Origin of the sequence: Bdellovibrio sp. HCB337, from assembly GCF_047302465.1 — a bacterium.
Lineage (GTDB): Bacteria > Bdellovibrionota > Bdellovibrionia > Bdellovibrionales > Bdellovibrionaceae > JACMRP01.
This window is the reverse complement of record NZ_CP178621.1, coordinates 475,830-498,738: the sequence shown is the minus strand read 5'-3', so window position 1 is coordinate 498,738 and position 22,909 is coordinate 475,830. Positions and strand designations below refer to the sequence as shown.

Here is a 22,909-nt window from a genome sequence, read left to right as displayed (position 1 = left end):
ATTAATGAGATCACGCCTGGGGCTTGATGTCAAAAATATGCTCCGCGATTTGGATTCCATTGAGGGCTGCCCCTTTGCGGATATTGTCGGATACAACCCACATTAGCCACAGGTAAGGGTTTTCAGGGTCTCTATGAAGGCGCCCGACGTAAACAGGATCTTCTCCTGACACATTGCGCGGTGTTGGGTACACAGATTTTTGTGGCTCATCTTGAAACACAATTCCGTTGAACGATTTCAAGCTTTCCACGATTTGGGCACGCTCTGTTTTTTGCTTCAGAGTCACCCACACAGATTCACTGTGAGCATTCAAAGCAGGAATACGCACTGTAAAGGCCGATACTTTCAAATCGGAAAGACCCAAAATTTTGCGGGTCTCTTTCATGATTTTCACTTCTTCACTGCAGAAGCCTTCGTCATTGAATGAACCAATTTGCGGAATGCAGTTAAAAAGAATCGGATGCGGGAATGTCGCGTTTTCTGGTTCTGGATTTTTGTAATCCGCAGTCTGAGCAAGTAACTCATCATAACCGGCAATACCGGCGCCACTGACGGCTTGGTAAGAGCTGACACGCACTTCTTCCAAACCGAATTTGTCGGCCAAAGGCTTCAACGCCACCACCAACTGAATAGTGGAACAATTTGGATTCGCAATAACTTGAGGTTTTGATTGTGAATTCACCAAATGACCGTTCACTTCAGGAACAACCAAGTGAATGCTTGGATCCATACGGAAAGCGGCAGAGTTATCGATCGCAAAAGCCCCGGCTTTCGCTGCAAGTGGTGCCCACTCTTTGCTGATGTCATCGCCTGAAGAAAAGAACACTAAATCCAAGCCATCAAAGCAGCCCGGTTTTAAAGTCTGAACAGTCCAATCTTGACCCTGCACGTGAATCTTCTTACCAGCAGAAGCGTCGCTGGCAAAAGGACGAAGTTCCGCCATTGGGAACTTACGTTCTTCAAGAATATTCATGAAAGTTTGGCCTACCATTCCGGTAGCGCCAACAACACCGACTTTAAGGTTTCTTTTCATCTTTCATATCTCCAGTTTCTTCGTCTTCTTCGACGAGGTCCTCTTCATGGACAGCCGCTGGAGCATAGACACTTGGACGGATCTTGCGGACATTTTTACCAAGTTTGAAAACACCAAAGACGGCGCCTAAGATCGCATAACCGAAGAATAATACGAAGAGCATTACTTCTGGACGAAGTGCAACGACAACAATCACGCCCACACCCAAAAGCAAATAACGGAATGGCAAACGCTCTTTCAAATCCAAATCTTTAAAGCTGCGGTAGCGGAAGTTGCTCACCATCACGAATGCTAGCAAAATCGTCATGACCAAAAGACCGACGTTGCCACTGGCTTCAAGCTCCAAATCCATAAATGCAAGAATGGAAGAAGCTACGATACCAGCCGCCATTGGAATTGGCAGACCTTGGAAGTAATTTTTCTCGACGATATTGGCTTGAACGTTGAAACGCGCCAAACGAAGGGCACCACACGTAACAAACAAGAAGCACGCCACCCATCCTAAACGACCAAATGGATTCAAAGCCCATTGGAAAAGCATAATACCAGGGGCCACACCAAAGCTGACAAGGTCACACAAAGAATCGTACTCAGCTCCAAATTTACTTGTAGAACGAGTCAAACGCGCTAAACGACCATCAAGAAGGTCAAACACAGCTGCAACAACAATCGCGTAAGCCGCAAAAAGGAAATTGCTTTTCAAGGCTTGAATGATTGCAAAGAAACCGCAGAAAAGGTTTCCCGTGGTCATCAAGTTCGGCAATACGTAAATGTAAATCGCCAGCTTCTTGCCACCAGTTTCAGAGCTGTCAGAAGTTGTATTATAATCTGCCATATAAAAATGATCCTTTGATGATTCCCCGTCTACCCGGCGAAGAGGCCAAATACATAAAACAAAGCGTAGAGGCCAATGCTGCTTAAAACCGGCAAGGTAAAGTTATCGTCTATTTTGCCAATAGGAACAAGCTCTGCTAATGCGCCGATCAAACCGGCCAACAAGCTCACGACAATCACGCGGTCTAACATAATGTTGTAGTACGTAAGGTAGATCGCCGTTGCCACTGCACATACAACGAAAGCCGCCATGAATCCTTGGATGGATTTATGACCGAAGATTTTGTCTTTGCCGTATTTAATACCAATGAAAGAAGCAATCGGATCAGCAAAAGCCAAGAACAACAAAGTCAACGCCACTACCGGACGAGGGAAGAAAGCGACAACCAGACAAACACCCGCTAACAAGTAAGTGGTACCGGCAATCTTATGAATTTCGTGAGTACGCATGATCGGCTTAAATGCATGCACCAACCAGTCGTTCAACGCAGGGTATCTGTGTCTTAAGAAATCGACGGGAAGGAAAAGAAGAACAGCGAGAGCCAAAACAATGCTAGAAGCAGTTTCAGGCAAAAGAACATACGCCAAGAACATGCCGAACACGCCTGACATGTGCCAGATCTTACGCGCCCAATGAATGTCAGATCGTTTCTTCAGTTCCAAATTATCCAAATTGTCTAAAGTGTCTATTACGTATTCTGTCATCGGCAGCCACCATAAAGGAAGCCCCACCTGATGATCAAATCCAAAATCACTCAATTTTGTATATTGCGCGTTAAGATGCTAATTGGGTAGGAAAATAATGTGAATTTTCGTCAGGATTAAATGGCGCCAGCCTTGACTTTCAAGGTGTGCTCTTCAATCTGTCCCGATGGGGACATATATTGAATAGAGATCTGATTTTCGCCTTCTTTTAGCTGAATCAAATCTGTTTGATATTCTTTTCCGTTTAGGACAAAAACCGACGCCGTAAAGCCATTCGATTTGTTGGTAATATTCAGTTTAGGCATCTCTGAATTTTTGCTGCAGTCCTTACCCTTCAACTGCAAATATGAACCTTCCACTTTGAAATCAGTGGTTTTGATTTTCGAACATGCAAAGTCGTAACTGATAAGATTGTTGCTCAGCAAATTACTGAGCTCTTGCTTAGCACCTGCAATAACGATTTCTTTTTTGGGACTACCTAAAGAAGGTAAGCTCGCTGGTTGACGCACCTTTTGCTCGTTTGGACGAAGCACCATCGTCACCTTTTGCTGAGACTCTTCAGGTGTGAACAATGACGCCAACGTCGGCAGGGCAATGGTTGCCACCAAGAACGCCGTTGTCGCTAAGAATTTCCACTCCGTTTTCTCATTGCTCATAATGGATTAATCGGCGGATTTTTGACGGGACTTTAGACGTGTCATTTTGAGACTCTCTCCTCTGAGAAACACTGTTTGACTGGGGGCCTTTCCCATCCTTAGTCTAGTGATAAGAACAAATTCGAGCTTCAAGGAGGAAGAATGAATAAAAGAATGATGATTCTAGGGGCTGCAGCCGCCGGAATTCTCTCTGCAACGACGAGCGCCAGTTTCGGTGCTGATGCTAAAAAAGGTGCTAACCCCGCCGCCGATAAAGGCGCTGCCATGGGCGAATGCACGGGCGTGAACTCTTGCAAAGGCAAGGGCGAATGTGGCGGAGCTACGCACTCATGCTCTGGCCAAAATGCTTGCAAAGGCAAAGGCTGGGTTAAAATGACTGAGAAAGACTGCTTAGCTAAAAAGGGTACATGGAAAGCCGGCACATACATGTAAATTCAGATTCTTTTTTTGGTGGTGTGGGACTCAGACCCACACACTATCCTCACCTGCTCTCTCAAGGAGCAGGGCGAGTGCAATGGTTTGAAGTCATTTCTGAAAACTATATGGATTCTTTCGGACGCCCCCGTGAGATCCTCAAAAAAATTCGCCAAGACCACCCGATTGCTTTGCACGGAGTTTCAATGTCGTTGGGCTCTCCGGAGGGTTTAAACCTCACGCATCTGCAACGCCTCAAACAACTTATTCACGAAGTAGATCCGTTTATTGTCTCAGATCATCTTTGCTGGAGTAAATGGGGCGCCCACTATTCTCATGACTTATTGCCGGTGGAATACACTCGCGAAAGCCTTCAGGGGCTTATCGGCAATATTCAACAGGCCCAAGAATTTCTGGGACGTCAAATTCTGATTGAAAATGTCTCGGCTTACGTTCAATCCACTCGTGCCGAATTCACAGAATGGGATTTCTTAGTACAAGTCGCACGCAAGTCTGGTTGTAAAATTCTTTTGGATGTTAATAATGTCTATGTCAACGCCGTGAACTTTGGCTTTGATCCGATGGAGTACCTGCGGTCCATTCCACCCGAACTTGTGGGCCAAATTCATCTAGCAGGTTTTACCGATATGGGTGACTACCTCTTCGATACACACTCGAAAGCCGTTCACGACAATGTCTGGAAACTTTTTACAAAGACAAGTTCGCGTCTTCAACAAGTGCCGGTTCTTATTGAGTGGGATGATGACATCCCGGATTTTCATTTTTTAGAGCAAGAATTGCACAAAGCCGAAATAATCTGGAATAGAACTCACAACCTTCAAGGAGTTTATGAAGAATCAAATCTTCTATAACTGCTTGATTGGCAAAGGTGCACCAGAACTGGCTTACAAGCCTGCTGGAAAACTTCGTCTTGAAGATGCTTTCGCTATTTATCAACGTGGGTATATAGCGCGCCTGACAGAAAGCCTTGGGGATACCTTCGAGTCCGTCTGGCAAGTTCTTGGTGATGAGTTGTTTTTTGAGGTCGCTCGTCAGTTTATTCAAACTCACGAATCACAAACCTATAACTTGTCTGACTACTCCGTGAAGTTTGTGGATTTTTTGATTTCACAACCCGTCAGTCAAGAGCTGCCGTTTCTTTCGGACTTAGCGCACTTAGGATGGATGCACAAAGAAGTCTTTCATCGTCCTACACAAGTGGGAAGAAATGGCACAGACTTAATGCGACTTTTAGAAGACGATCAGCATCGCGCAGAACTCGTCGATTCCGTCGAGCTTCTAAAATCCCCGTATTGTCTCTTTGATATTTGGAAAGCTTTGAAAGAAAATCTCGAGCCACCGTCTTCTTGGCAAGGGCCTCAGTATTTGGTTCTGTACAAATCCGGGGACCAAGTCTTCGTAAAACAAATTAGTTTTGGGCTTTATCAGGCATTTGAAAAAATCCGTCAGGGACAAGCTTTGATGGCATCGCTAGAACATCTTGAAGAGTTTGAACTAACGGAGTTATTTCATTTCTTGGCTAAAAATCACTTACTTAAATAAGTCGATAGCTTGCTGGTGATGATGCCATCCATTTTCAAAGATCTTGCAGATTCAAATTGCTCTGGTGTCGCCAAAGTCCACGCCACAAGAAGCTTGCTAGGATAGAGGCTACGAAGTTTCTTTACATCCTCTTTGTCAGAGGCAACAAAGTTAAAAGCCACCCCATCGTTATTCATGTATGTTTCGTCCTGCAAAATACTTTTCGCCGAGTGGGCGATTTTCAAGAACGTCATTGCACCGAGTGTACGCCACTTAGGATCTGCTTCTTCGAGGCCCTTGACCTGTCTCCATAACTTATCGTGAGCCTGAAGATCGTTCACATAAATGATCAAGTTTGCAAAACAATTGAAAGTGCCGGGAACAGAAATACCTCTCTGGCAACCACCGTCTGGATCCAACTTCAACAACTCTACCGCTAAATCTGGAAGATCCGCTTCTTTAATAACAGGCTTTACATCTAAAACGACGCCGGTCGAAGTCGTTTTCATAAGATTCAAAGCTTCAGCAAGTGTCAGAACTTTCGCTGCGTCTCCGTTTAAGTCTCGATAGCGACAAGCGGTTGCAATGTAACTGAAAGTGGCTTTTGCGATAGGAACTTCACCTTGATCGCAAAAGACACTACGACCTGTATCATCATCGTGGTGAATAACGAAGATACCATCTTTTGTACGGCGAATATCCATTTCGACGTAATCAGCTCCTACGCGTGCACCACTTACAAAAGCATCTGTACTGTTTTCGGGGAAATTCTGCTCATCCCCACGATGGGCAACGAGGAATGGTTTTTTATGGGCGGAAGAACTGCTGGTAGTTGAGTGCTGCGTTTTCCATTGGCTAAAACCAAAAAGCCCGGCAAGCACGACGATCACAAAAAAAATCACGGATCTCATCGCGGGTGCCCTTATTTTTTATCGATAGAAATTGCGAACTTTTTAACGCCTGCACCTTTCACGATATCCAAAAGACCTACAACTTTACCGTGAGGAACGTCTTTATCCGCAGAAATGATTGCTTGAACTTCGGCGTTCTTTGCCACTTCGTCCATCGCTTTGGTTTTTACCGTAGCTTCGTCGACAAAAGTGCCATTAAGATTAATACGCCCATCTGCCGTCAAAGCAATATTGAGCTTACTCGGAGCAGTTTGATCTCCGCTAGCCGCTTTCGGCAAATTCACATTGATGGTGGGCTTGATAAACATTGGCGCTGTCACCATGAAGATGATCAACACCACAAGAATGATATCCACCAGCGGAACAACGTTAATGTCCGCTATGGCTTCATTGTCGAGATCCATCTTCGAGGCCATGACTACACACCTTTTTTCTTCGCGTAAGCAAGACAGAGCTCTTTCACACTTTCAAGACCTTGCATAATCGCGCGTACTTTTTTACTGAAATAGTTGTAAAAGATAACCGCAGGGATTGCCACGAACAGACCCGCCGCTGTTGCAACAAGTGCTAAAGAAATACCGGCCATAACCGTTTGCTGTCCTGCTTCTGGAGCTTGAGCCAAATCATTGAAGGCTTTCATGATCCCCAAAACCGTTCCCAAAAGACCGATGTAAGGAGCATTGGACCCAACCGTCGCCAAAAAGCCCAAGAATCTTTCAAGATCAGGCTTCTCGGTCAGAGAGAACGTATTGAAAACCTCTTCCAAACCTTTGCTGCCGCTATCTTTCATATGCCTCAGAGCGTAGCTCGCAGCGCGACCCTCTAAACTATCGACGTCTTTCGCGATACCTTCAATGTCATCAACGCTATTGCTCTGCAAAGCCATACGGATTCGAGCACGGATTTGACCAGACTGATTGGACACCTTACGAAGGGCAAAAAATCTCTCAAAGATCATTCCGATGCTTAAAATACTCAAAACAACCAGGATCCACAAAACAACTTGGTCGGCCAAATGCGCGATGGCAAAAATTTTCTCGCTAAGTACTGGCATGGCTGATGTCCTTTCTTTGACTCTCCCGAAATATTCAATCATTATCACTAAATCCCATGAGAGCGGTCAAGGCATCCTCTATTTTTGCGATCTTATTGGCGCTAGCGGCAAGTCTAGTCCAGCTATCTTGTCAATCTTCGAAAAAGCCGTCTGTTTTAGTCATAGCTTTCGATGATCTCAGCGTCGTTGATCTTCTTTGCAACGAAGATATGACAAATGCCACTAGATCCGGCTTTGAAATTCTCTGCAAAGAATCCGTGCGCTTTACGCACGCTTTTAATCCTTCTGTACTTGCTGTTCCCACTTTGTCGAGTATCGTCACAGGCGTTTATCCCTTTCAACACCGTGTACGTAATAACGGTCTGCCTGCGTTAGATGCCCAATTCACGACTGTTGCCGAAACGGCCCTTGAACTGAAATATCGTACTGCCTTTTTCTCTGGCGGCGCTCCGGTTTGGAGAAAATCGGGACTTAATCAAGGATTTGAACTTTTCGAAGATGGCCTTGTACCAACACGACAGTCTTTGCATCGTCCGTTTTCAACGACTGTCAAATCTCTGCTTCAATGGATCCGTCAAGAAGTTGGAAGCTCATCTCCGTTCTTTGCGATGGTTTATGCACCGGATTTGATTTTCACAAATACGGTGACCATGAATGAGTTTGGCGAAGCTCGGAACTTGTCTCATGAAAGTCTTTTAGATGAACTCGACAGCAATCTTTTTCAGCTGTTCTCGGAACTAAGAAACTCTAACCGCTGGAATGATACTACGATCGTTGTTGTAGGTCTTAATGGCCACACCAATGAAGATCGCCCGGGCGAGTTAACACCGACCAACTTGCACAGCGAAAACACGCAAGTGGCCTTATTCGTTAAGCCTACACGCCGAGTCCTTGACGACGCCATTCAATGGAAAGTCGATCGCAATGTCAGCCTGGTAGATCTTGGCAGTACTCTGTTTGAAGTTCTGGGAGTGAAGGAAAATCCAAACAAGCCCGCTGAGATCTTCCCCGTCTACTCTTTGAGTCGCTTGATTGATAAGAACCAATCTGCATGGCCAGAAAATCGTTTGATTCTGCTGGAATCTGACTGGGCCCAATGGCGTGGATATAGCAATCGTCGCTCTGCCGTATTGGCGAATCATACTTTGTTTTTGCACGATGAGCGCCCACAGTTTTTCAATACTTTGATAGATCGCTTGGAAATGAATCCGCTTCGCAGTTCTGAGATGGGTCCCGCGGAAAAACTCAAAATTCTTGAAGTCCTCGATGCCGTTGAAGCAGAACCTTGGCGTGGGTATTCTAGCGACATTCAAAATAAGTATTCTCCGGCATTCTATCGCTGGATGCGTGCCGATCAAAAACCCGCACTTTTACGGGATTTGAAAGCCAAAGCCAGTTTGAAAAATCCGGATCCAGATGTTCTTCGCTGGACGGCCCTGTTGGCTTTTGAACTCAGAGATTGGGGTGGGCTTAAAGTATTGGGGCAAAAAACCAATCAGCCTTTCTGGCAATATGTCGCTGAAAGCAACGGCGCTATACAGGGCCCGAAAGTAAATTTCAATTTAGCTCAAGATCCGTGTCTGCGCCTGCTGCAAACTCCGCGTTTGGACTCTGTCGATATAAGAAAATGCGACAACTCATTGTTCTTAGATTTTATCGACTGGCATCGCTCTGATGCTCGTGGTCTTTCCAAAGATTTGCAGAAGCGCCGCTTTGAAAGAGCTTATTTAAGCTATCTCGTCGACTTAAATATCAAACAAGCAAATCTGGCGACGACACTGATTTGGGATATTTCGCCAAAGTCCCAACTAGGTCCCGAACTTACGGATTTGGTACTGAACCTGCCAGAATATCAAAAGCAGAGGGGCAATTTAATGAAAGCCCTACAGAATACGCGGGCTCTTGAAGAAGACGACTTCTAGAAATTCTCGAGATCAACAACGCCAAGCCAAAATGGGGCTTCAGGGTTTTGCTGTACCATTTTTTGTGTAAGCTGTTGCAAATTATTTGCTTGAGATGAAGTCCAAAGAGAATCCGGCCAAAAACTTCCCGCATAAAGAACCAATCGATCGCCCTCATCTACATGGAAGTCACCGCAGCGAATATTGAGACTAGCGTCGATCCCCAACATCGTCTGAGGCAGCGGCGCAAGAATCTGATTCTCGACGCCACTCATTTCCAAACTTGCTTCATAGCCGATTGCAACCGGAGCAAGTGGCCTGCCTGGTTTTTGAATCAGCAAATGCGGAGCCCCTACTTGAGCGTAAGCCATTTGCGAACCCTTATGTAACAAGACCAGTGTTTCGACACCGGAAATGTACTCGTTCTTATTTGCAGAACGGTAGATTTGCTCGTTTGAAATCAAAGATGCAATTCTGAGGTAATTTGCTTCGTTAGTCAGCGCCGTTAAAAACTCAAAAGGAGACGTCACTTCGACATCCGCTTTGGCAGCTTGAATGTACTTCGCAATATCATCATTTACCTTTTGCCCGTCTTCTGGATTACCCCACGAAGTAGAGATAATCACGAAAGACCCATCGGGTTCGGTGTAAATGGCAGGGCGCGGTCGGTGAAGTTTCGTCGAGTAGGAGCGCTCTACAAGTCTCATTAAAAAGCTCCGTACTTCTTCAGTTTGATTTTGGCCTTGCCGTAGTATTCGCCGTCTGGAATATCTAGATCAATGATCTTTTTCCACTTATCTTTGGCACCCGGTTTATTTTCGCTGCCTTCGACGTTACCGTAGCTCTCTTCCAAGACACCTTCTTGATAGAGAACCATCATCTGCTTTTTTAGCTCAGCTGTATAGCGCGAGATTTTGTCTTTTGTGTCGTCGTTGTTAGGGTCAACATCGACGCTCTTTCTCAGAGTCAAAATAGCTTCTTTCAACTTTTGATCTTTGTAGGCTTGATCAGCTTCGTTTGCGAATTGATCTGTCTTCTGCTTCAGAGTTTGCTGAATCGCCGCGATTTGGCGACGCGCTTGAGGCTTTAGATCATTAGGATCCGGCAAACTAGATGAGGATACAGTTTGATACTCTTTAATCGCCTTAAGATATTGGCTATCTTTGAAGCTAGATTCTGCGCGGCTAAAGAGGTTTTTCAGTCTTGCAACTTGCCCCTGATATTCCGCTTTCTGAGTATCTCGTAATTGCTTCTGCATAACAAGGTCTTCGACTTGACGGCGAAGATCTGCAAATGAGGCGTGGTCTGGATTAAACTGCACGACAGGGCTTAGGCACTCGTCCATTTTTTCCATCGTGATATCTGCATTGATTTTTGTTTTACACTCAGCCACTTGTGCTTGAATTTTTTCTTCTTGCTCAAGACGGTCTTTCTCGCGCTGTTCTTCAGCAATTTTTTGTTGCTGAATAACGAGGGCTTCATTCGCTAAACGCTCAATGTCCTTTGTATCTTCATACTCAGGAATGATTTCGTAAATTTTTGTAACTTCCGTCTTCGCAAGTTCGTATTTACCCTGCATATACAGGTTTTTAGCCAGCAAATAGGTCTGCTTTACCAAAATCTGTTTTTCTGGTGGAAGCTTATTAAACATCTCTTGCGGTTTCATCGCAGCACCAGGAACCGGTTTTGGTTTTGAGTCCCCAGAGTCGCTAAAGACATAGGCCACTGCGATTAACAGGACTGCCCCTGCGATGAGTTTAATTCTGTGTTTTTCAAAATCAAATTTCTTGGGACCTTCTGGAGCGTGCTGAAAGCCACCAGGAGGATATCCTGCCGGATAACCATAACCCATCGGAGGATGAGCTGGATATTGCATTCCACCTGCAGGCACCAGCTCTTGGCTGACTGCCACGAGTGGATTTGGAGTGTTCGCCTTCACCAACTCCATACGTGCTTTGAAATCAGGATCGTGAAGTTCAAAATACAAATGATTGTCGAGGACGCTGATCGCATCACCGCTTTTAATCAAAATAGGATCCGTCGAGGAAACAGGATTTCCGTTTAACAGAGTCCCATTCACACTGCCTAAATCGATAATCAAGAACTGAGGCCCCTGACGACGAACTTCAAATTGACGACGACTTACACGTTGATCACGGATCGCAATATCACAAGATGAGTCACGGCCTGCAACCCACGTATCGCCACCTTCTAATTTGAAGAGTTCTTTCACATCCCCATTACCATCTACGACTTTAATAAACGGAATACTTTGGGAAGCGCCAATAAATGTTTTATCCACAGGCCCAGCAGACGATTCTGGAAAAGCCTGACTGAAGAGCGGCTCTGGAGTTTTAGTCAATGCTGCCGATGAAACTGGCACTAGATCTGAAGAAGTCTCTGAATATTCAAACTCATATGGACCTAAGTAAAACAAGCTTTGCCCTTCAAGCGTCACTTGTTGAATCTTTTCGCCATTCACTAAGACATCATTGTATTTGGAAAGAACTTCGAGCTGCCACTTATCGTCGGCAAAAGAAACTTTAAAGTGCTCGCGAGAAATCCCTTTTTCGTTCACCAGAACGATATCGCAATCTTCACGACGGCCCGCTATGTAAGAGCGGTCTGGTGAAAGCTGAATTTCTTGGGTGTTTTTCCCGCGCAAGCGGACTCGAAGGCGAGCCATATTAGTATCGGCCCTCCTGAGCTAGAGAGCACTGATCGTAGTACTGTTTTGCTTCTTTAAAAACTGGATCTTGATTGTTTGCAACCATCGTCATCACATTGAAATAGCTTGATTTGCACATTCTCCAGTTCTTCTTCTCGCGGTAGCGATTTCCCTGCAGCATGTGGAATTTCACCATCTCATCAAATTTTAAACGCGCCAACTGGTAATAGCGTTTTGCCAGTTCATTGTCCGGGTCCAAATTCAATACTACTTGGAAAGACTCTCTCGCACGTCCATAGTTCCCTTGTTTGTAATCACGGAACCCTCGGATATAGTTTTCTTGCGCGCGCTTGAACTGAACATTGTCGAGCTTCTCTTTGCGAGCTTCAAAAGTTTTGAGCTCTTCACGTGAAGCTTCGATGTCTTTTTCAATCTGCTCTGTCGAGCGGAATGTAAGCTCTTTCTTTTTGGCGTCATTTGAGTTCATCAACCAAGCAAAAACCACACCAATCACAAGCACGATTCCATAAAAGCGGGCCTTGCCAGAATCAGATTTCTGACGACGAATTTTATTTTTAGAACGCGGACGCGGAGCTTGCGGGCCTCCCATATGGTGACCCGGGATATTTGGACTATATTGATGGTGGCCACCAGCGGCTCCCCCCATCACGCCTCCACCCATCGGTGGAATCGCAGGCGCCATCGATTGTTGGAACGGAGCCGGTTTTGTTTGCTGCAATACCGGCATCTGTACAACTACGACTGGGTCCGATGGATCAGCTACTACTTTTGTTTTTGGCTCTTCCAAATGAGGCGCTTCAAATTCTATTCGGAATTCGCTCTCACCAATCAAAACTACTGAACCTGGCTCCAGCACCGCCGCTTCGACTTGGCTGCCATTCACGGCAATAAAGTTTTTCGTACTGACATTGACGATTCTAAGCTCTGTACCATCCCAATGGATTTCCGCATGGTGACGACTGGCACGCAAATCGTTCAACAAAATCAAATCATTCTCGGTCCCGCGACCGATTTGTATCACGGCTTTTTCAAAGCTCATGCTTTGTCCTACAAGGTTTCCCCGCTGGAAATGAACTTTGTATTTAAGGCCTTGCTTCAGTTGAGGAGCTGCCATTATTCGCCTCCCTCAACTGGTGTGATGCTTACAATAAAGTAAGCAATCGTGCCGTTTTCAACACCCATTGCATTACAATGGATTTGGCAATTATGACCGCTGAATTCCAATTGATCGCTATGGATAGAACCAGGGACGTCGCGACATTTCTGCATCAGATGTTGAATGTTCTGTTGAAGAGCCATGTCAGGAATCGCTGTTAGTGGCTGACCATTCAATTGTCCTGAAGTCGCATGTGCAATTTGCTCGAAGTTCGCATTAATAGTGATAATGCGTCCCTCGCCACTAATAGCAATAGTTGGATAGCCCATGAGCTGCACCAGGTTTTCTGCTTCAGCATCGCGGCTGACCATCATCATAGGTGCTGCACCGTCAGTGTTTCCATTCAGATATCGAGTCAAAAGACTATTGATGTTGCCCACTAAGTTTTGCAGTGCCGGGAACTGGAAGTTCACATCTGCAGAATCTTTCTTTTCACGAAGGGCCGTATCCAACTGTTCATTCAATGTCGTAATCGGATACTCAATCAGCTTATACATAAAGAAGAACAGCAACAGCCCTACTAGGCAGGCTAAAATCAAAGTCTGGAAGAAAAGACTCAGCACATGGCCATCATCAAACGCCAAACTACCAATGTCATAGAGAACAATAGCATGAGCTTTCACGGAAGGCTCTCCCGTATTCGGATCATATTGACCGATCGGGAAGCTTGCACCGATTGTGTTGCTATCAACTTGCGCCACTTGCGTTTTCATTTCACGGCGAGCCATGTGCACAAATGGAATGTCTGGAGTGACACCCGCCCGACTGGCCGGAGCCATGATCATCCCGTCAGATTGCTGAATGATCATCACTTGCTTAACACCATCTTCTGTTTCCGCAGAATGAGTGCTTAAAGAAGAGATATTTCCTTGTAAGAGCAATTGTTGGTTCGCCATCGCCACGTTACGAGCAATAGACTGCGCACGACGCTGACTTTCCGCCAAAATGCTTGCACGCGTGATTTGTACCATCGGGATCATCGACAACAATGTCACCATGAAAATGAAGACCGCGATAAATCCGCCCAGGACGTACTTAAACTCTGTAATCTGCGGCAGCTTATAAACACCTGGCAAAGCGACACGCTCTATATAGTCTTTAGCTCGAGCCATCATCTCTTGCATAAAGTTCTGAGGAACATCCAATTGCTGTGGTGTCTCGTCAGCTTCAGGCAATGTCGGATGAACAACGCCCATCATTTGTGGAGCTGGCTGTTGATAACCCTGTTGATATTGCTGCGGATAATATTGAGGAGCCGCATTGCCATTCATAGGCAACGAAATATTCACAGTTTGTGACGGCACCGAAGATTTTGGACGAATTTCCGCAGCTGGAATAATATCAAAGATCACATCATGAACGCTGATCTTGTCACCAAGACGGACTAATCCATTTTGCACGCGCACACCATTAATAAAGGTGCCGTTGCTGGATTTTAAATCTGCGATCATGATTTTCTCTTTATATACATGAACTTCGGCATGCTCTTTCGAAACGCCATTGCTGGTGATCTTCACATCACAATTCGGTGCGCGGCCGATAAGATTTCGACCCATACGCAAATCAAATGTTTGGCCCGCCGCCGGGCCTGTTAAGACCCTAAGTGCCCACATGAAGTTCATCCCCTAGTTCAATATTGAGTTCTTGGGCACGACCTGCCGGAAACTCGATCACAGATCTTGCTCCCCAAATCGGCCAAACAATACGGTTAGGCTTCACAACTGCGTGAATCGCCTTCACCTTTTTGTTTTTGTCCAAGAACACACAATCAATCGCAAATTTCATAAAAAACGTATGAATAGAATTACAACGTGGAATCAATAGCGCCTCTTCGGGTCCCAAACTCTTGGTTCCCAATAGACCTTTGCCGCGAGCCCATTCGCTCGCCGCCACCGTTAGGTCTGAGATCAGCTGTTGATTCTTCGTTCTATTCATCAATACTGCCATCTTCTATTTACCGCCTCCGTACATAAAGCTAACGACGACGGGTCCAAAGACCATGATAAAAACCGCCGGTAAGATAAAGAGCATCAACGGAATCAAGATTGCTTGCGACGCTCTTGCCCCGGCTTTTTCTGCTCTGACGAATCTTTCCAAACGCATTTGTATCGATTGGTCTTTCAAAACTTTTGAAATACTTGCACCACTTGCTTCGGCATCAATCAAAACCGCAACGAAGCTTGTGATCTCGGAAATATCCAAACGCTCGGCCATATCTCGCAAGGCCTGCGTTTTAGAAGCACCGATCTTTACGTCCTTAAGGACTGTTCCAAACTCATCTGCCAAAACACTGTCCGTGCCTTGAGCCTTGTCGACGATCTTTTGGATCGCAGCAAAGAAATCAAGACCGGCTTCAACCGACAACGCCAAGAGGTCGATGAAGAATGGCAAATCCCCACGGACTGAGATCTCGCGACGCTTTTTCTCGGCGTTTGCATGCATTTGCGGGAAAATGAACCCAAACAAGCCCATTCCCACAAGCAATGGCAACGGAAGATCCAATGCCAAAGCAAAGTTCATCACCGCCAAGAAGCATGGGAACATCACGCCCCACAGAATTTGCAAACCAATGAATTCATCTTCGTTCAGTTCTGAAGAAAGGCCTGAGGTCAAAATGTGTTTACGAACACGTTTTCGATAGCCAACGCTTTTGATTCTAAGAGCATGTTGCAAAGTGAATTGATGCACCAAGGGACGCGACATATTGATGATTGGAGATTTTGACTTCGCAGGTTCGCTGTTATTTGCCCACGACAACTGTTGCGTGTCGTTGTTGCTTGAAAACAAAGCAGAGACGAAGAGATAGACACTAAGTCCTCCCAACACGAAGCCTGCGATGAGCATTAAATCTGCGCTTCCCATTTATCTCTCTTTGTGTTCAAGTTATGTTATGTACCAATTAATTTTGGCATCTGAGTCACCACGCCGCCGACATCTCCTTGAAACCTCCGGTTTTGTCTTTGACGTGCACCCAGTTAAAGTATCGGAAACACCTGATAAAAACCTGAATATAGACGAGCAGATTTTGGACATAGCTGGACGTAAGGCTAAGGCTGCATTTGAAGAGCTGAAATCCACTTCCCATAAGAACTTCCTGCTGCTGACAGCGGACACAATGGTAGTTTATCACACCCAGACCCTCGGAAAACCTCGCAATCAGGACGAAGCTTACGAATTTTTAAAACTTTTGTCTGGGAAAACCCACGAAGTGAAGACTGGGCTCTGCCTTGTCGAAAGTCTAGGCGGTCAAAAGGCGTCTCACATTGAGACTTCTCGAGTGACATTTAAGACTTTGTCCGACGATGAAATCTGGACCTATATCCAGTCCGGAGAACCGATGGATAAGGCCGGTGCTTATGCCATCCAAGGTCTAGGTAAGAAGTTTGTCGCCGAATTTAACGGCGATTATGACAATGTTGTCGGACTGCCCGTCAAAGCTTTCGAAAATCTGTTAGTGAAAATGAATTGGACTGTCGAAAGAGTGAAACAATGAGCTTAGAAACCGTACGTGAAGAATGTCACGAGCAACTCAAACAACTAGGTCGCACCCGCGAGAGTTTGAAGCTCATTGCCGTTTCTAAGCTTCAGCCTATAGAAAAAATCCGGCGTCTTCATTCGGCAGGACACAATATTTTTGCTGAAAACTACGTGCAAGAAGCTTTGCTCAAGCAAGACACCTTGAAGGATCTCGACATCGAGTGGCACTTCATCGGTACGCTTCAAAAAAATAAAGTGAAAATGGTCGTCGGCAAGTTTGTCTTAGTTCACTCGGTGGACTCTTTCGAACTCGCGCGTGCGATTTCGAACTATGCAGAAAAAATAAAAACAACTCAGAAGGTTTTGATCCAAGTCAATCTTGCCCAGGAAATCACTAAGGGCGGTTTTGACGGTGAGTCTCTCCTTAAGGTGTGGTCAGAAATCACAGCTCTTCCGGGCATTGAAATAACCGGATTGATGACTATGCCTCCTCTAACAGATGATCCCGAGGATGTGCGGCCTTATTTCCGCCAACTTCGAGAGCTTCAAACGGAATTGTTAAAACAAGGCGCGGGCAGACATCCATTGCACGAGCTATCCATGGGAACCAGCCACGACTATCATGTGGCTATTGAGGAAGGAGCTACCATTGTTAGACTGGGGACGATACTCTTCGGAGAGAGGCCAAGGAAGAACTAGAGGACCTACAATGAATCAACTCTTAAAGCGCCAAAAGATCGGTTTTTTAGGTGCCGGCAATATGGCCCAGGCAATTATCAAGGGTATGCTCGAAAGCGGCGTCACTAGCAGTGACAATATCCTCGCGTCGAACCGCACTCCTGGAAAACTGCAAAAGCTCCATGACCAATACAAAATCCAAACCATCGACACCAATGAGTCTTTGGTGGAAAACTCTGACATCGTGGTTTTAGCCGTGAAACCTCAGGATTTATTAACCGCGATTGAACCTATCGCAAGCTCCTTCACAGACGATCAGATCGTAATCAGCCTGGCTGCGGGAATTACAAACCAAACTTTGCAAAAGTATCTGCCCCAAGTTCGCTTGGTACGGATGATGCCAAACACTCCGTCCATCATTGGCCGTGGCGTGATCGGTTACTTACCAGCAGAAAACGACGAGGCTCTTTCAGCTTTGATGGACGATCTGTGCTCGCCTTTGGGTTACACCTTAAAAGTTGAAGACGAAGATCAATTTGAGGCTTTGATGGTGTCTTGTTCTTCAGGAACCGGGTTTGTCCTTGAAATGATGATGTACTGGCAGGATTGGATCGTTGAACATGGTTTTGACGAGGAAACTGCAAAACGCATGACGTTGGAAACCTTCATGGGCGCCTCGATGCTGGCGGCTCAATCAAAGGACATTCCGTTTGAAGAGCTTCAATCCCGGGTGACTTCTAAAAAAGGTGTGACGGCAGCTGGACTTCAGTCCATGAGAGAGCTCGAAATTGAGCGGGCTTTACGCATTAGCTTCGAAAAAGCGGCTATGCGAAGCAAAGAAATCTCTCGCGAAATCAAGTAAGTCGCTTATACTGAGACATATATAGTTCACGGAGGAACTGAAATGAAAATTACTCCTATCGATATCGTTCATAAGTCCTTTAACAAGAAAATGCTGGGCGTGGATGCGGATGAAGTTCATGATTTCATGGCACAAATTGCTTCTCAGATGGAAGCCCTCATTCAAGAACGAAACATGCTGAAAGAAGCTCTTCGCGAAAAAGAATTGAACCTTCTTGAGTACAAAGAGCGTGATCAGGTTCTTAAAAACACGATTGCGACGGCTTCACAAATGACCGACCGTCTTCGCCAGGATGCTGAGCGCGAAGCTAAGTTGATCATCGCCGACGCCAATCAAAAGGCCGAGATCATCATGCGTGATTCCCGTGATTCTTTGAAGAAAATGTACCAAGAAATCACAGACTTAAAGCGTGCACGTATGCAGTTTGAAGCCAACCTCAAAGCGTTGGTTCAGGCTCACTTGACCCTTTTAGAACAAGGTGAAAAGTACATGCCGCAAATGCAATTACCTAATCACACGATCGCTTCTGCTCAAGGCAACGGCAAATCCACCGAGATTTCCCCACTGTCTGCAGGCTAAAGTGATTACCAAGACTGAAAGGGGCTGTAGACTTAGCCTCTTTGTTCAGCCTAAATCTTCTAAGAACGAAATAATAGGGCCCCATAACGGGGCCCTTAAAATTAAGATCACGGCCCCACCCGTGGATGGCAAAGCCAACGCCGAACTGGTCGACTTTTTGTCTGAAATCCTTGGCATCCCGAAACGACAAATTGAAATTTTAAAGGGTGAAACCGGTCGCAACAAGTCCGTCGAAATTTTCGGCCTTTCCCCTGAGGAAATCCGTGGAAAACTCGGTTTGAACTAAGCCCGGAAAAAACTTTATAGGTCTCTCGAAGCTCTTGATACTTTTGCAAGCTTGCTTTAATTATGCGACCTCAATCTTCTGAGGTTCCATGAAATTCGTATTGATCGTAATTACATTCTTCGTTTTGCGCGTAGCTTTTGGCCTTTAAGAAGAACGTTTCTTCTTTTTCTTCTTAAGCTTTAACTGTACTTCGCCCCCGTCAGTCGCTTCTGGCATTGGGGTCGGCGCTGGTTTTGGACCAACTCGCTTTACAGCCACAGTTTCATTCGCCGGAGTCATATCCGTGCCCGGTCTTGGGGTTGGCGGCGCAGTCCCTTTTTTCTGAAAGATATTTTGGTTAATGCCGTCGTTAGTTTCTTCTTTGAACTTCGGAACCTTCTTTTCAGACCCGAGATCACTTTCGGTATCCGGTCTCATGTAATGGCTAGGTTCGCTATCCCAAGTATACATCAAACTAAGGCCCCCATGCAGACCAGCGGCATTGTTCGCCCCCGTGATAGTGGTGCCGAGACCTCCGGTTATAGTCCATGTCTTGTTGAATTTAAATCTGAGATAAACCTCAGAGTCTATCAACGATGGATTTACGTAATAAAACTTGTAACTGCCAGCATCCACGCGATCGATGAGGATCTGTCGCTGAATTGTATTCCCTGTATCAGGATCATCCGTGACACTTTGATAACCAAAGATCTTTCCACCCAACGCCCATTGTGGATAAGCGAACTCTAAACCCAGTCCCCACGGCACCAGAGCTGAACGACTTTGGCGAAAAGTTGCGCCCAAATACGCAAAGAGCAACGTTGGATCCATCGCTTTTTGCAAACGCATAAGTCCCGTAGCTTCAATAACGTTTTCAGCATTCAATGCAGTATCGGTATTCACGTTCGTTTTGTAGAAAGGAATAATGACATTGAAGTCTGCAATCACATCAAAATCTTCGCTATACACAAGGTGCGCATATCCCAGCTGTGCATCTGGCAAAGAAGAGTTGGTACGACCGGCATCCACTCCATGACTTGTGGCATTGGCAATATTTAAATGACCATACAAAGAGCTGCGACGACCAAAATCGTAGCGGGCCTTTAAGTATGTATTAAAAATCTCGTAAGACTGGTTAAATGGAAGAGTCTGGAACGCATCACCGGCACCTAGATAATTGGCATCGCTCTTAAAGTACTGAGTTTCGATTTCGAAATCGTAGGTTCCTTTACGAAAACGCTGATAATCGTCATAGGAAGCCTGAGCAGTATCCACAGAAAGTACCAGAAAATTTAATGCCAGCAGGAACACAGACAGAGTATTTGCAATTTTCATAACTCTCCCATATTAACAGGAATAGAAACGAGGTAAAGCACTTGTCCACTCCCCCAAACAAAAGACTACTTGGTATCATATTTTTCACGGTTTTCATCTACCTCGTTGGCTTTGGAATATTAATTCCAATCGTCCCCATCTTAAGTCGTGATTTTGGTGCAACAGCACTGCAAACAGGGCTTCTGATGTCTGTGTATTCGTTTATGCAATTCATCTTCGCTCCGTTTTGGGGAAAATTGAGCGATCGTATGGGACGCCGGCCCATCTTGCTTTTCTGCCTCTTGGGTGAAGCCTTTTCTTATTTGTTGTTCGCGTGGGCTCGCTCTTTAGAGTGGCTCTTTGTCGCACGGATTCTTGCAGGTTTCTTTGGTGCAAGTATCTCGACCGCTTCTGCTTACATTTCTGACATCACTCCTCCAAACGAAAGATCCAAGGGCATGGCCTTGATTGGTGCTGCATTTGGTTTGGGCTTTGTAGTTGGTCCTGCACTCGGTGGGGTTTTGACTTTGTGGGGGCAACAAATTTCTTCAGCTCCCCATTTTGAAACAAGTTTCTGTGCATTGTGGGTTGGTGCTTTGTGTTTAGCGAACTTCGTATTTGGTTTGAAGTATTTAAAAGAATCGCTCACGGAGAAAAATAAAAATCCGCATTCTAAAAAACGTTTCCAACTGTTGAAGCATTACTTGGGACAAAAAACCATGGGTGCTTTGATGTCTGTGTACTTCCTGTCTTCACTGGCAATGTCAGGAATGGAAGCGACATTGATTTTGTTCATGGGCGAAAAATTCGGCTGGCAGCTCAAAGAGGTCAGCTTTGGTTTTGCTTACATCGGTGTCATCACCGTGCTTTCGCAAGGGGTGCTGGTTCGCCGTTTGATTCCGATTTGGGGAGAACGCAAAACTTTACGCATTGGCCTGGCATGTTTCGCGATTGGTCTTGCTGGAATCGCGTTTGCTCCGAGTGTTGCGTGGATGGGCGTAACGATGACATTCCTGGCTTTCGGCACAAGCTTTTCAAATCCTGCAACTCTGGGCAGTTTGAGTTTGCTAGCCCCTGCTGAAGAACAAGGTGTCACTATGGGGGTCGCACAAAGTTTGGCTTCCCTCGGTCGCATCTTGGGTCCTGCAATGGGTGGATTCGTTTATCAAAATGTTGCGATCACGTCTCCGTTTTTGATTTCTGGCTTTTTGGCGTTCTCGGGCCTTGTCACAGTAATGGCAATCGCTAAGAATCTTCCTGACTCTGGAAAGAAGGTGGCTTAATGGCTCAGTCTATCGGTTATTTTCAGTTTGATAATTTGGTAAAGGGTCGCGTGGGCTTTGTGTTTCTGAACTTCGGTGTTGAAACCCACAGTGTTTACCCGCACATTTTCAAAATGCATCTAGAAAGCCGGCAGCTGCAACTCCCTGAAGGAGACCTTAAAACTGCCAGCATGCAAGACATTCTGCTTGCCATGAGCCATCATCCTAAAGAAACTGCCGTGATTGTTCTTTGTCAAAATGGCGCAAAATCCGCAGAAGTGGCCCAAGCCCTTGAAGAGGCTGGTTTCATTAACACCTACTTCATCAAGGGTGGTTGGGACCAAGTTCTCGAGGAACGCGCTTAGGACTTTCCGACAAACTCGTAGTGAGCTTTCAGCTTTCCGCCTTGACTCACAAGTTTTTGCCAGCTGGCTCCGACCAGAATCTTTTTAGCAGAGGCACCGACTTCTCTTTCGAAAATCTCGATGGCTTCCGCTGCAGAATCCGCGTTCATCTGCAGAATAACAAGCGTCCCGGTCGATGCCGCATGATAAGCCGCTGAATAAATCGTTTTCTCTAAACCGAAAGTGAGTCCCAGCCCCAGACAGATCACGCTGGTCCCTGCCAAATTGATAGCTTCAAAGTTTTTTTCAAAATCTTCTTTATCACGAGACGAATATTCAACCTGGTTGATACCATCTATCACCAAAGAAGTCGCATTCTCGAGAGTAAAAATAATTCTGCTCTGCTTTTTGATTTCATTCATCAATGAATAAACCGTTGTGGTTTTTCCTGACCCTGTTGGCCCACTTACGATAATCAAACCCTTTTGAGCTTCAGTCCACTTTTTGAAAGTAGCACTTTGCTCTTCATCCAAGCCGATTTGTTCAAAAGCAAAATAAGCAAGCTTCGGCTGTAGCAATGACAATGACAAATGCGGGCCTGAAACCGTGTCGACTTTCTGATAACGAATTTGCAAAACATCATCTTCATTACGATGCAGGTAAATACGACGAGAATATTCGTTTTTAATAGGAGTGGAATGTTCTACCCAGAAATCATCCATGATCTTGAAGACGCCTTCTTCAATTTTCGTGATCTTTTCATAGCCGCTTCTCTGATTGCGATAAGTAATCTCGTACTTCCCTAGGGTTGGAGAAAAATGGATTTCGTTGCAGCCGTGATCGAATGCATCCCAAATCAGCTTTTCTGGCAGTTCGTTGTTTAAGTTCATTGCTGGACCCTCCTTGGTCGTTTTTTGAGCTCTCTTTCCTAAGAACTCAGTTAATTGCAAAACTTCTTTCTGAAGCTGAATCTTTGGAGCCTTCCCAGAAACGTGCAGGTCTAGTTCGTCCCGCAAGAAACGCCACTGTCTGCCAAGCTTGTGCGCGGGAATCTTTCCCGACTGCAGCCACTTGTAGAGAGTGCTGGGAGTTGTTTTTAAAAGTTCAACGGCTTCGTCAAAGTCCAGGTATTCATTATCCATGAATAATATTAACTGTCCGTTATTATCCAAAGTCAACTCAGACCTCGGCGAAAGACTAAGACCCTGGCAATATCAATAATTCGAGGTAGTT

The 22,909-nt window shown here is 45.5% G+C and carries 26 protein-coding genes; 11 read left to right on the top strand and 15 right to left on the bottom strand.

Going from position 1 to position 22,909, the window contains the following annotated elements; genetic code table 11:
• Positions 1 to 10 precede the first annotated feature (10 nt).
• The 4 genes from ACLWBB_RS02390 to ACLWBB_RS02375 form a co-directional block, all read right to left on the bottom strand.
• Positions 11 to 1,033 carry an aspartate-semialdehyde dehydrogenase gene (locus tag ACLWBB_RS02390; RefSeq protein WP_413289953.1) on the bottom strand — a complete coding sequence of 341 codons (1,023 nt, stop codon included), beginning with the start codon at positions 1,031 to 1,033 and terminating at the stop codon, positions 11 to 13.
• Positions 1,017 to 1,868: a CDP-diacylglycerol--serine O-phosphatidyltransferase gene (gene pssA, locus ACLWBB_RS02385; protein ID WP_413289952.1), complete on the bottom strand. Its 852-nt coding sequence runs from the start codon at positions 1,866 to 1,868 to the stop codon at positions 1,017 to 1,019. Before pssA ends, ACLWBB_RS02390 begins: the two co-directional genes overlap by 17 nt.
• Before the next feature lie 29 nt (positions 1,869 to 1,897).
• Positions 1,898 to 2,572, bottom strand: a complete 675-nt coding sequence (locus ACLWBB_RS02380; protein ID WP_413289951.1) for a diacylglycerol/polyprenol kinase family protein — start codon at positions 2,570 to 2,572, stop codon at positions 1,898 to 1,900.
• A gap of 116 nt (positions 2,573 to 2,688) precedes the next feature.
• Complete coding sequence (locus tag ACLWBB_RS02375; RefSeq protein ID WP_413289949.1) at positions 2,689 to 3,228, bottom strand: hypothetical protein; 540 nt, start codon at positions 3,226 to 3,228, stop codon at positions 2,689 to 2,691.
• Positions 3,229 to 3,369: 141 nt separating this feature from the next.
• Here ACLWBB_RS02375 and ACLWBB_RS02370 point away from each other — a divergent pair, with 141 nt between their 5' ends.
• The 3 genes from ACLWBB_RS02370 to ACLWBB_RS02360 are packed head-to-tail and all read left to right on the top strand — an operon-like array spanning position 3,370 to position 5,205.
• On the top strand, positions 3,370 to 3,660 hold the full coding sequence (locus ACLWBB_RS02370) for a hypothetical protein (RefSeq protein WP_413289948.1): 291 nt from the start codon (positions 3,370 to 3,372) through the stop codon (positions 3,658 to 3,660).
• The gene (locus ACLWBB_RS02365; protein WP_413289947.1) at positions 3,636 to 4,514 is read left to right on the top strand and encodes a DUF692 domain-containing protein; all 879 of its coding nucleotides are present in this window, start codon (positions 3,636 to 3,638) and stop codon (positions 4,512 to 4,514) included. The genes ACLWBB_RS02370 and ACLWBB_RS02365 overlap by 25 nt, the downstream gene beginning before the upstream one ends.
• Complete coding sequence (locus tag ACLWBB_RS02360; protein WP_413289946.1) at positions 4,492 to 5,205, top strand: putative DNA-binding domain-containing protein; 714 nt, start codon at positions 4,492 to 4,494, stop codon at positions 5,203 to 5,205. Before ACLWBB_RS02365 ends, ACLWBB_RS02360 begins: the two co-directional genes overlap by 23 nt.
• Here the strand turns inward: ACLWBB_RS02360 and ACLWBB_RS02355 are convergent.
• Genes ACLWBB_RS02355 through ACLWBB_RS02345 form a run of 3 tightly spaced genes read right to left on the bottom strand, consistent with a single transcriptional unit; the run spans position 5,190 to position 7,149 of the window.
• Positions 5,190 to 6,095 (bottom strand): glycerophosphodiester phosphodiesterase, encoded by a 906-nt coding sequence (locus tag ACLWBB_RS02355; protein ID WP_413289945.1) that lies wholly within the window; start codon positions 6,093 to 6,095, stop codon positions 5,190 to 5,192. The genes ACLWBB_RS02360 and ACLWBB_RS02355 overlap by 16 nt on opposite strands.
• An 11-nt stretch (positions 6,096 to 6,106) precedes the next feature.
• Entirely contained in the window at positions 6,107 to 6,511 is a 405-nt protein-coding gene (locus ACLWBB_RS02350) for an ExbD/TolR family protein (RefSeq protein ID WP_413289944.1), read from the bottom strand.
• Positions 6,512 to 6,513: 2 nt separating this feature from the next.
• Positions 6,514 to 7,149, bottom strand: a complete 636-nt coding sequence (locus ACLWBB_RS02345) for a MotA/TolQ/ExbB proton channel family protein (RefSeq protein WP_413289942.1) — start codon at positions 7,147 to 7,149, stop codon at positions 6,514 to 6,516.
• Positions 7,150 to 7,205: 56 nt separating this feature from the next.
• On the opposite strand from ACLWBB_RS02345, the gene ACLWBB_RS02340 reads away from it, so the two are divergent.
• Entirely contained in the window at positions 7,206 to 9,071 is a 1,866-nt protein-coding gene (locus tag ACLWBB_RS02340) for an alkaline phosphatase family protein (protein WP_413289941.1), read from the top strand.
• On the opposite strand, the gene ACLWBB_RS02335 is transcribed toward ACLWBB_RS02340, so the two are convergent.
• The 6 genes from ACLWBB_RS02335 to ACLWBB_RS02310 are packed head-to-tail and all read right to left on the bottom strand — an operon-like array spanning position 9,068 to position 15,757.
• Positions 9,068 to 9,757 (bottom strand): hypothetical protein, encoded by a 690-nt coding sequence (locus ACLWBB_RS02335; protein WP_413289940.1) that lies wholly within the window; start codon positions 9,755 to 9,757, stop codon positions 9,068 to 9,070. The two genes, ACLWBB_RS02340 and ACLWBB_RS02335, sit on opposite strands and share 4 nt — an antisense overlap.
• Positions 9,757 to 11,736: an FHA domain-containing protein gene (locus ACLWBB_RS02330; protein WP_413289939.1), complete on the bottom strand. Its 1,980-nt coding sequence runs from the start codon at positions 11,734 to 11,736 to the stop codon at positions 9,757 to 9,759. The genes ACLWBB_RS02335 and ACLWBB_RS02330 overlap by 1 nt, the downstream gene beginning before the upstream one ends.
• Before the next feature lies 1 nt (position 11,737).
• On the bottom strand, positions 11,738 to 12,853 hold the full coding sequence (locus tag ACLWBB_RS02325) for an FHA domain-containing protein (RefSeq protein ID WP_413289938.1): 1,116 nt from the start codon (positions 12,851 to 12,853) through the stop codon (positions 11,738 to 11,740).
• Positions 12,853 to 14,508 (bottom strand): FHA domain-containing protein, encoded by a 1,656-nt coding sequence (locus ACLWBB_RS02320; RefSeq protein WP_413289937.1) that lies wholly within the window; start codon positions 14,506 to 14,508, stop codon positions 12,853 to 12,855. The genes ACLWBB_RS02325 and ACLWBB_RS02320 overlap by 1 nt, the downstream gene beginning before the upstream one ends.
• Positions 14,495 to 14,842 (bottom strand): DUF192 domain-containing protein, encoded by a 348-nt coding sequence (locus ACLWBB_RS02315; protein WP_413289936.1) that lies wholly within the window; start codon positions 14,840 to 14,842, stop codon positions 14,495 to 14,497. The genes ACLWBB_RS02320 and ACLWBB_RS02315 overlap by 14 nt, the downstream gene beginning before the upstream one ends.
• A 3-nt stretch (positions 14,843 to 14,845) precedes the next feature.
• Positions 14,846 to 15,757 carry a type II secretion system F family protein gene (locus tag ACLWBB_RS02310; protein ID WP_413289935.1) on the bottom strand — a complete coding sequence of 304 codons (912 nt, stop codon included), beginning with the start codon at positions 15,755 to 15,757 and terminating at the stop codon, positions 14,846 to 14,848.
• A 28-nt stretch (positions 15,758 to 15,785) separates the two neighbouring features.
• On the opposite strand from ACLWBB_RS02310, the gene ACLWBB_RS02305 reads away from it, so the two are divergent.
• The 5 genes from ACLWBB_RS02305 to ACLWBB_RS02285 are packed head-to-tail and all read left to right on the top strand — an operon-like array spanning position 15,786 to position 18,777.
• Entirely contained in the window at positions 15,786 to 16,388 is a 603-nt protein-coding gene (locus tag ACLWBB_RS02305; protein WP_413289934.1) for a Maf family protein, read from the top strand.
• A complete protein-coding gene (locus ACLWBB_RS02300) occupies positions 16,385 to 17,071 on the top strand; it encodes a YggS family pyridoxal phosphate-dependent enzyme (RefSeq protein ID WP_413289933.1) in 687 nt (228 codons plus the stop codon). The genes ACLWBB_RS02305 and ACLWBB_RS02300 overlap by 4 nt, the downstream gene beginning before the upstream one ends.
• A 10-nt stretch (positions 17,072 to 17,081) precedes the next feature.
• Positions 17,082 to 17,912, top strand: coding sequence for a pyrroline-5-carboxylate reductase (proC, locus tag ACLWBB_RS02295; RefSeq protein ID WP_413289932.1), 831 nt, complete (start codon positions 17,082 to 17,084; stop codon positions 17,910 to 17,912).
• Positions 17,913 to 17,954: 42 nt separating this feature from the next.
• Entirely contained in the window at positions 17,955 to 18,491 is a 537-nt protein-coding gene (locus tag ACLWBB_RS02290; protein ID WP_413289931.1) for a DivIVA domain-containing protein, read from the top strand.
• Positions 18,391 to 18,777, top strand: coding sequence for a DUF167 domain-containing protein (locus tag ACLWBB_RS02285; RefSeq protein WP_413289930.1), 387 nt, complete (start codon positions 18,391 to 18,393; stop codon positions 18,775 to 18,777). Before ACLWBB_RS02290 ends, ACLWBB_RS02285 begins: the two co-directional genes overlap by 101 nt.
• 144 nt (positions 18,778 to 18,921) lie before the next feature.
• Here the strand turns inward: ACLWBB_RS02285 and ACLWBB_RS02280 are convergent, their stop codons facing one another.
• Positions 18,922 to 20,091 (bottom strand): hypothetical protein, encoded by a 1,170-nt coding sequence (locus ACLWBB_RS02280; RefSeq protein ID WP_413289929.1) that lies wholly within the window; start codon positions 20,089 to 20,091, stop codon positions 18,922 to 18,924.
• A gap of 41 nt (positions 20,092 to 20,132) precedes the next feature.
• Between ACLWBB_RS02280 and ACLWBB_RS02275 the strand changes: the two genes are divergently transcribed.
• Together ACLWBB_RS02275 and ACLWBB_RS02270 are read left to right on the top strand one after the other, a co-directional pair.
• Complete coding sequence (locus ACLWBB_RS02275; RefSeq protein WP_413289928.1) at positions 20,133 to 21,353, top strand: MFS transporter; 1,221 nt, start codon at positions 20,133 to 20,135, stop codon at positions 21,351 to 21,353.
• A complete protein-coding gene (locus ACLWBB_RS02270; protein WP_413289927.1) occupies positions 21,353 to 21,697 on the top strand; it encodes a rhodanese-like domain-containing protein in 345 nt (114 codons plus the stop codon). The genes ACLWBB_RS02275 and ACLWBB_RS02270 overlap by 1 nt, the downstream gene beginning before the upstream one ends.
• Here the strand turns inward: ACLWBB_RS02270 and ACLWBB_RS02265 are convergent.
• Positions 21,694 to 22,818, bottom strand: coding sequence for an ATPase, T2SS/T4P/T4SS family (locus ACLWBB_RS02265; RefSeq protein WP_413289926.1), 1,125 nt, complete (start codon positions 22,816 to 22,818; stop codon positions 21,694 to 21,696). The genes ACLWBB_RS02270 and ACLWBB_RS02265 overlap by 4 nt on opposite strands.
• Between the last annotated feature and the right edge of the window lie 91 nt (positions 22,819 to 22,909).

What these genes read in the sequence shown, in the direction of transcription:
- ACLWBB_RS02390 (WP_413289953.1), bottom strand. Translation starts at nt 1,033, where the DNA reads ATGAAAAGAAACCTTAAAGTCGGTGTTGTTGGCGCTACCGGAATGGTA.
- pssA (WP_413289952.1), bottom strand. Translation starts at nt 1,868, where the DNA reads ATGGCAGATTATAATACAACTTCTGACAGCTCTGAAACTGGTGGCAAG.
- ACLWBB_RS02380 (WP_413289951.1), bottom strand. Translation starts at nt 2,572, where the DNA reads ATGACAGAATACGTAATAGACACTTTAGACAATTTGGATAATTTGGAA.
- ACLWBB_RS02375 (WP_413289949.1), bottom strand. Translation starts at nt 3,228, where the DNA reads ATGAGCAATGAGAAAACGGAGTGGAAATTCTTAGCGACAACGGCGTTC.
- ACLWBB_RS02370 (WP_413289948.1), top strand. Translation starts at nt 3,370, where the DNA reads ATGAATAAAAGAATGATGATTCTAGGGGCTGCAGCCGCCGGAATTCTC.
- ACLWBB_RS02365 (WP_413289947.1), top strand. Translation starts at nt 3,636, where the DNA reads ATGGAAAGCCGGCACATACATGTAAATTCAGATTCTTTTTTTGGTGGT.
- ACLWBB_RS02360 (WP_413289946.1), top strand. Translation starts at nt 4,492, where the DNA reads ATGAAGAATCAAATCTTCTATAACTGCTTGATTGGCAAAGGTGCACCA.
- ACLWBB_RS02355 (WP_413289945.1), bottom strand. Translation starts at nt 6,095, where the DNA reads ATGAGATCCGTGATTTTTTTTGTGATCGTCGTGCTTGCCGGGCTTTTT.
- ACLWBB_RS02350 (WP_413289944.1), bottom strand. Translation starts at nt 6,511, where the DNA reads ATGGCCTCGAAGATGGATCTCGACAATGAAGCCATAGCGGACATTAAC.
- ACLWBB_RS02345 (WP_413289942.1), bottom strand. Translation starts at nt 7,149, where the DNA reads ATGCCAGTACTTAGCGAGAAAATTTTTGCCATCGCGCATTTGGCCGAC.
- ACLWBB_RS02340 (WP_413289941.1), top strand. Translation starts at nt 7,206, where the DNA reads ATGAGAGCGGTCAAGGCATCCTCTATTTTTGCGATCTTATTGGCGCTA.
- ACLWBB_RS02335 (WP_413289940.1), bottom strand. Translation starts at nt 9,757, where the DNA reads ATGAGACTTGTAGAGCGCTCCTACTCGACGAAACTTCACCGACCGCGC.
- ACLWBB_RS02330 (WP_413289939.1), bottom strand. Translation starts at nt 11,736, where the DNA reads ATGGCTCGCCTTCGAGTCCGCTTGCGCGGGAAAAACACCCAAGAAATT.
- ACLWBB_RS02325 (WP_413289938.1), bottom strand. Translation starts at nt 12,853, where the DNA reads ATGGCAGCTCCTCAACTGAAGCAAGGCCTTAAATACAAAGTTCATTTC.
- ACLWBB_RS02320 (WP_413289937.1), bottom strand. Translation starts at nt 14,508, where the DNA reads ATGTGGGCACTTAGGGTCTTAACAGGCCCGGCGGCGGGCCAAACATTT.
- ACLWBB_RS02315 (WP_413289936.1), bottom strand. Translation starts at nt 14,842, where the DNA reads ATGGCAGTATTGATGAATAGAACGAAGAATCAACAGCTGATCTCAGAC.
- ACLWBB_RS02310 (WP_413289935.1), bottom strand. Translation starts at nt 15,757, where the DNA reads ATGGGAAGCGCAGATTTAATGCTCATCGCAGGCTTCGTGTTGGGAGGA.
- ACLWBB_RS02305 (WP_413289934.1), top strand. Translation starts at nt 15,786, where the DNA reads ATGTACCAATTAATTTTGGCATCTGAGTCACCACGCCGCCGACATCTC.
- ACLWBB_RS02300 (WP_413289933.1), top strand. Translation starts at nt 16,385, where the DNA reads ATGAGCTTAGAAACCGTACGTGAAGAATGTCACGAGCAACTCAAACAA.
- proC (WP_413289932.1), top strand. Translation starts at nt 17,082, where the DNA reads ATGAATCAACTCTTAAAGCGCCAAAAGATCGGTTTTTTAGGTGCCGGC.
- ACLWBB_RS02290 (WP_413289931.1), top strand. Translation starts at nt 17,955, where the DNA reads ATGAAAATTACTCCTATCGATATCGTTCATAAGTCCTTTAACAAGAAA.
- ACLWBB_RS02280 (WP_413289929.1), bottom strand. Translation starts at nt 20,091, where the DNA reads ATGAAAATTGCAAATACTCTGTCTGTGTTCCTGCTGGCATTAAATTTT.
- ACLWBB_RS02270 (WP_413289927.1), top strand. Translation starts at nt 21,353, where the DNA reads ATGGCTCAGTCTATCGGTTATTTTCAGTTTGATAATTTGGTAAAGGGT.
- ACLWBB_RS02265 (WP_413289926.1), bottom strand. Translation starts at nt 22,818, where the DNA reads ATGGATAATGAATACCTGGACTTTGACGAAGCCGTTGAACTTTTAAAA.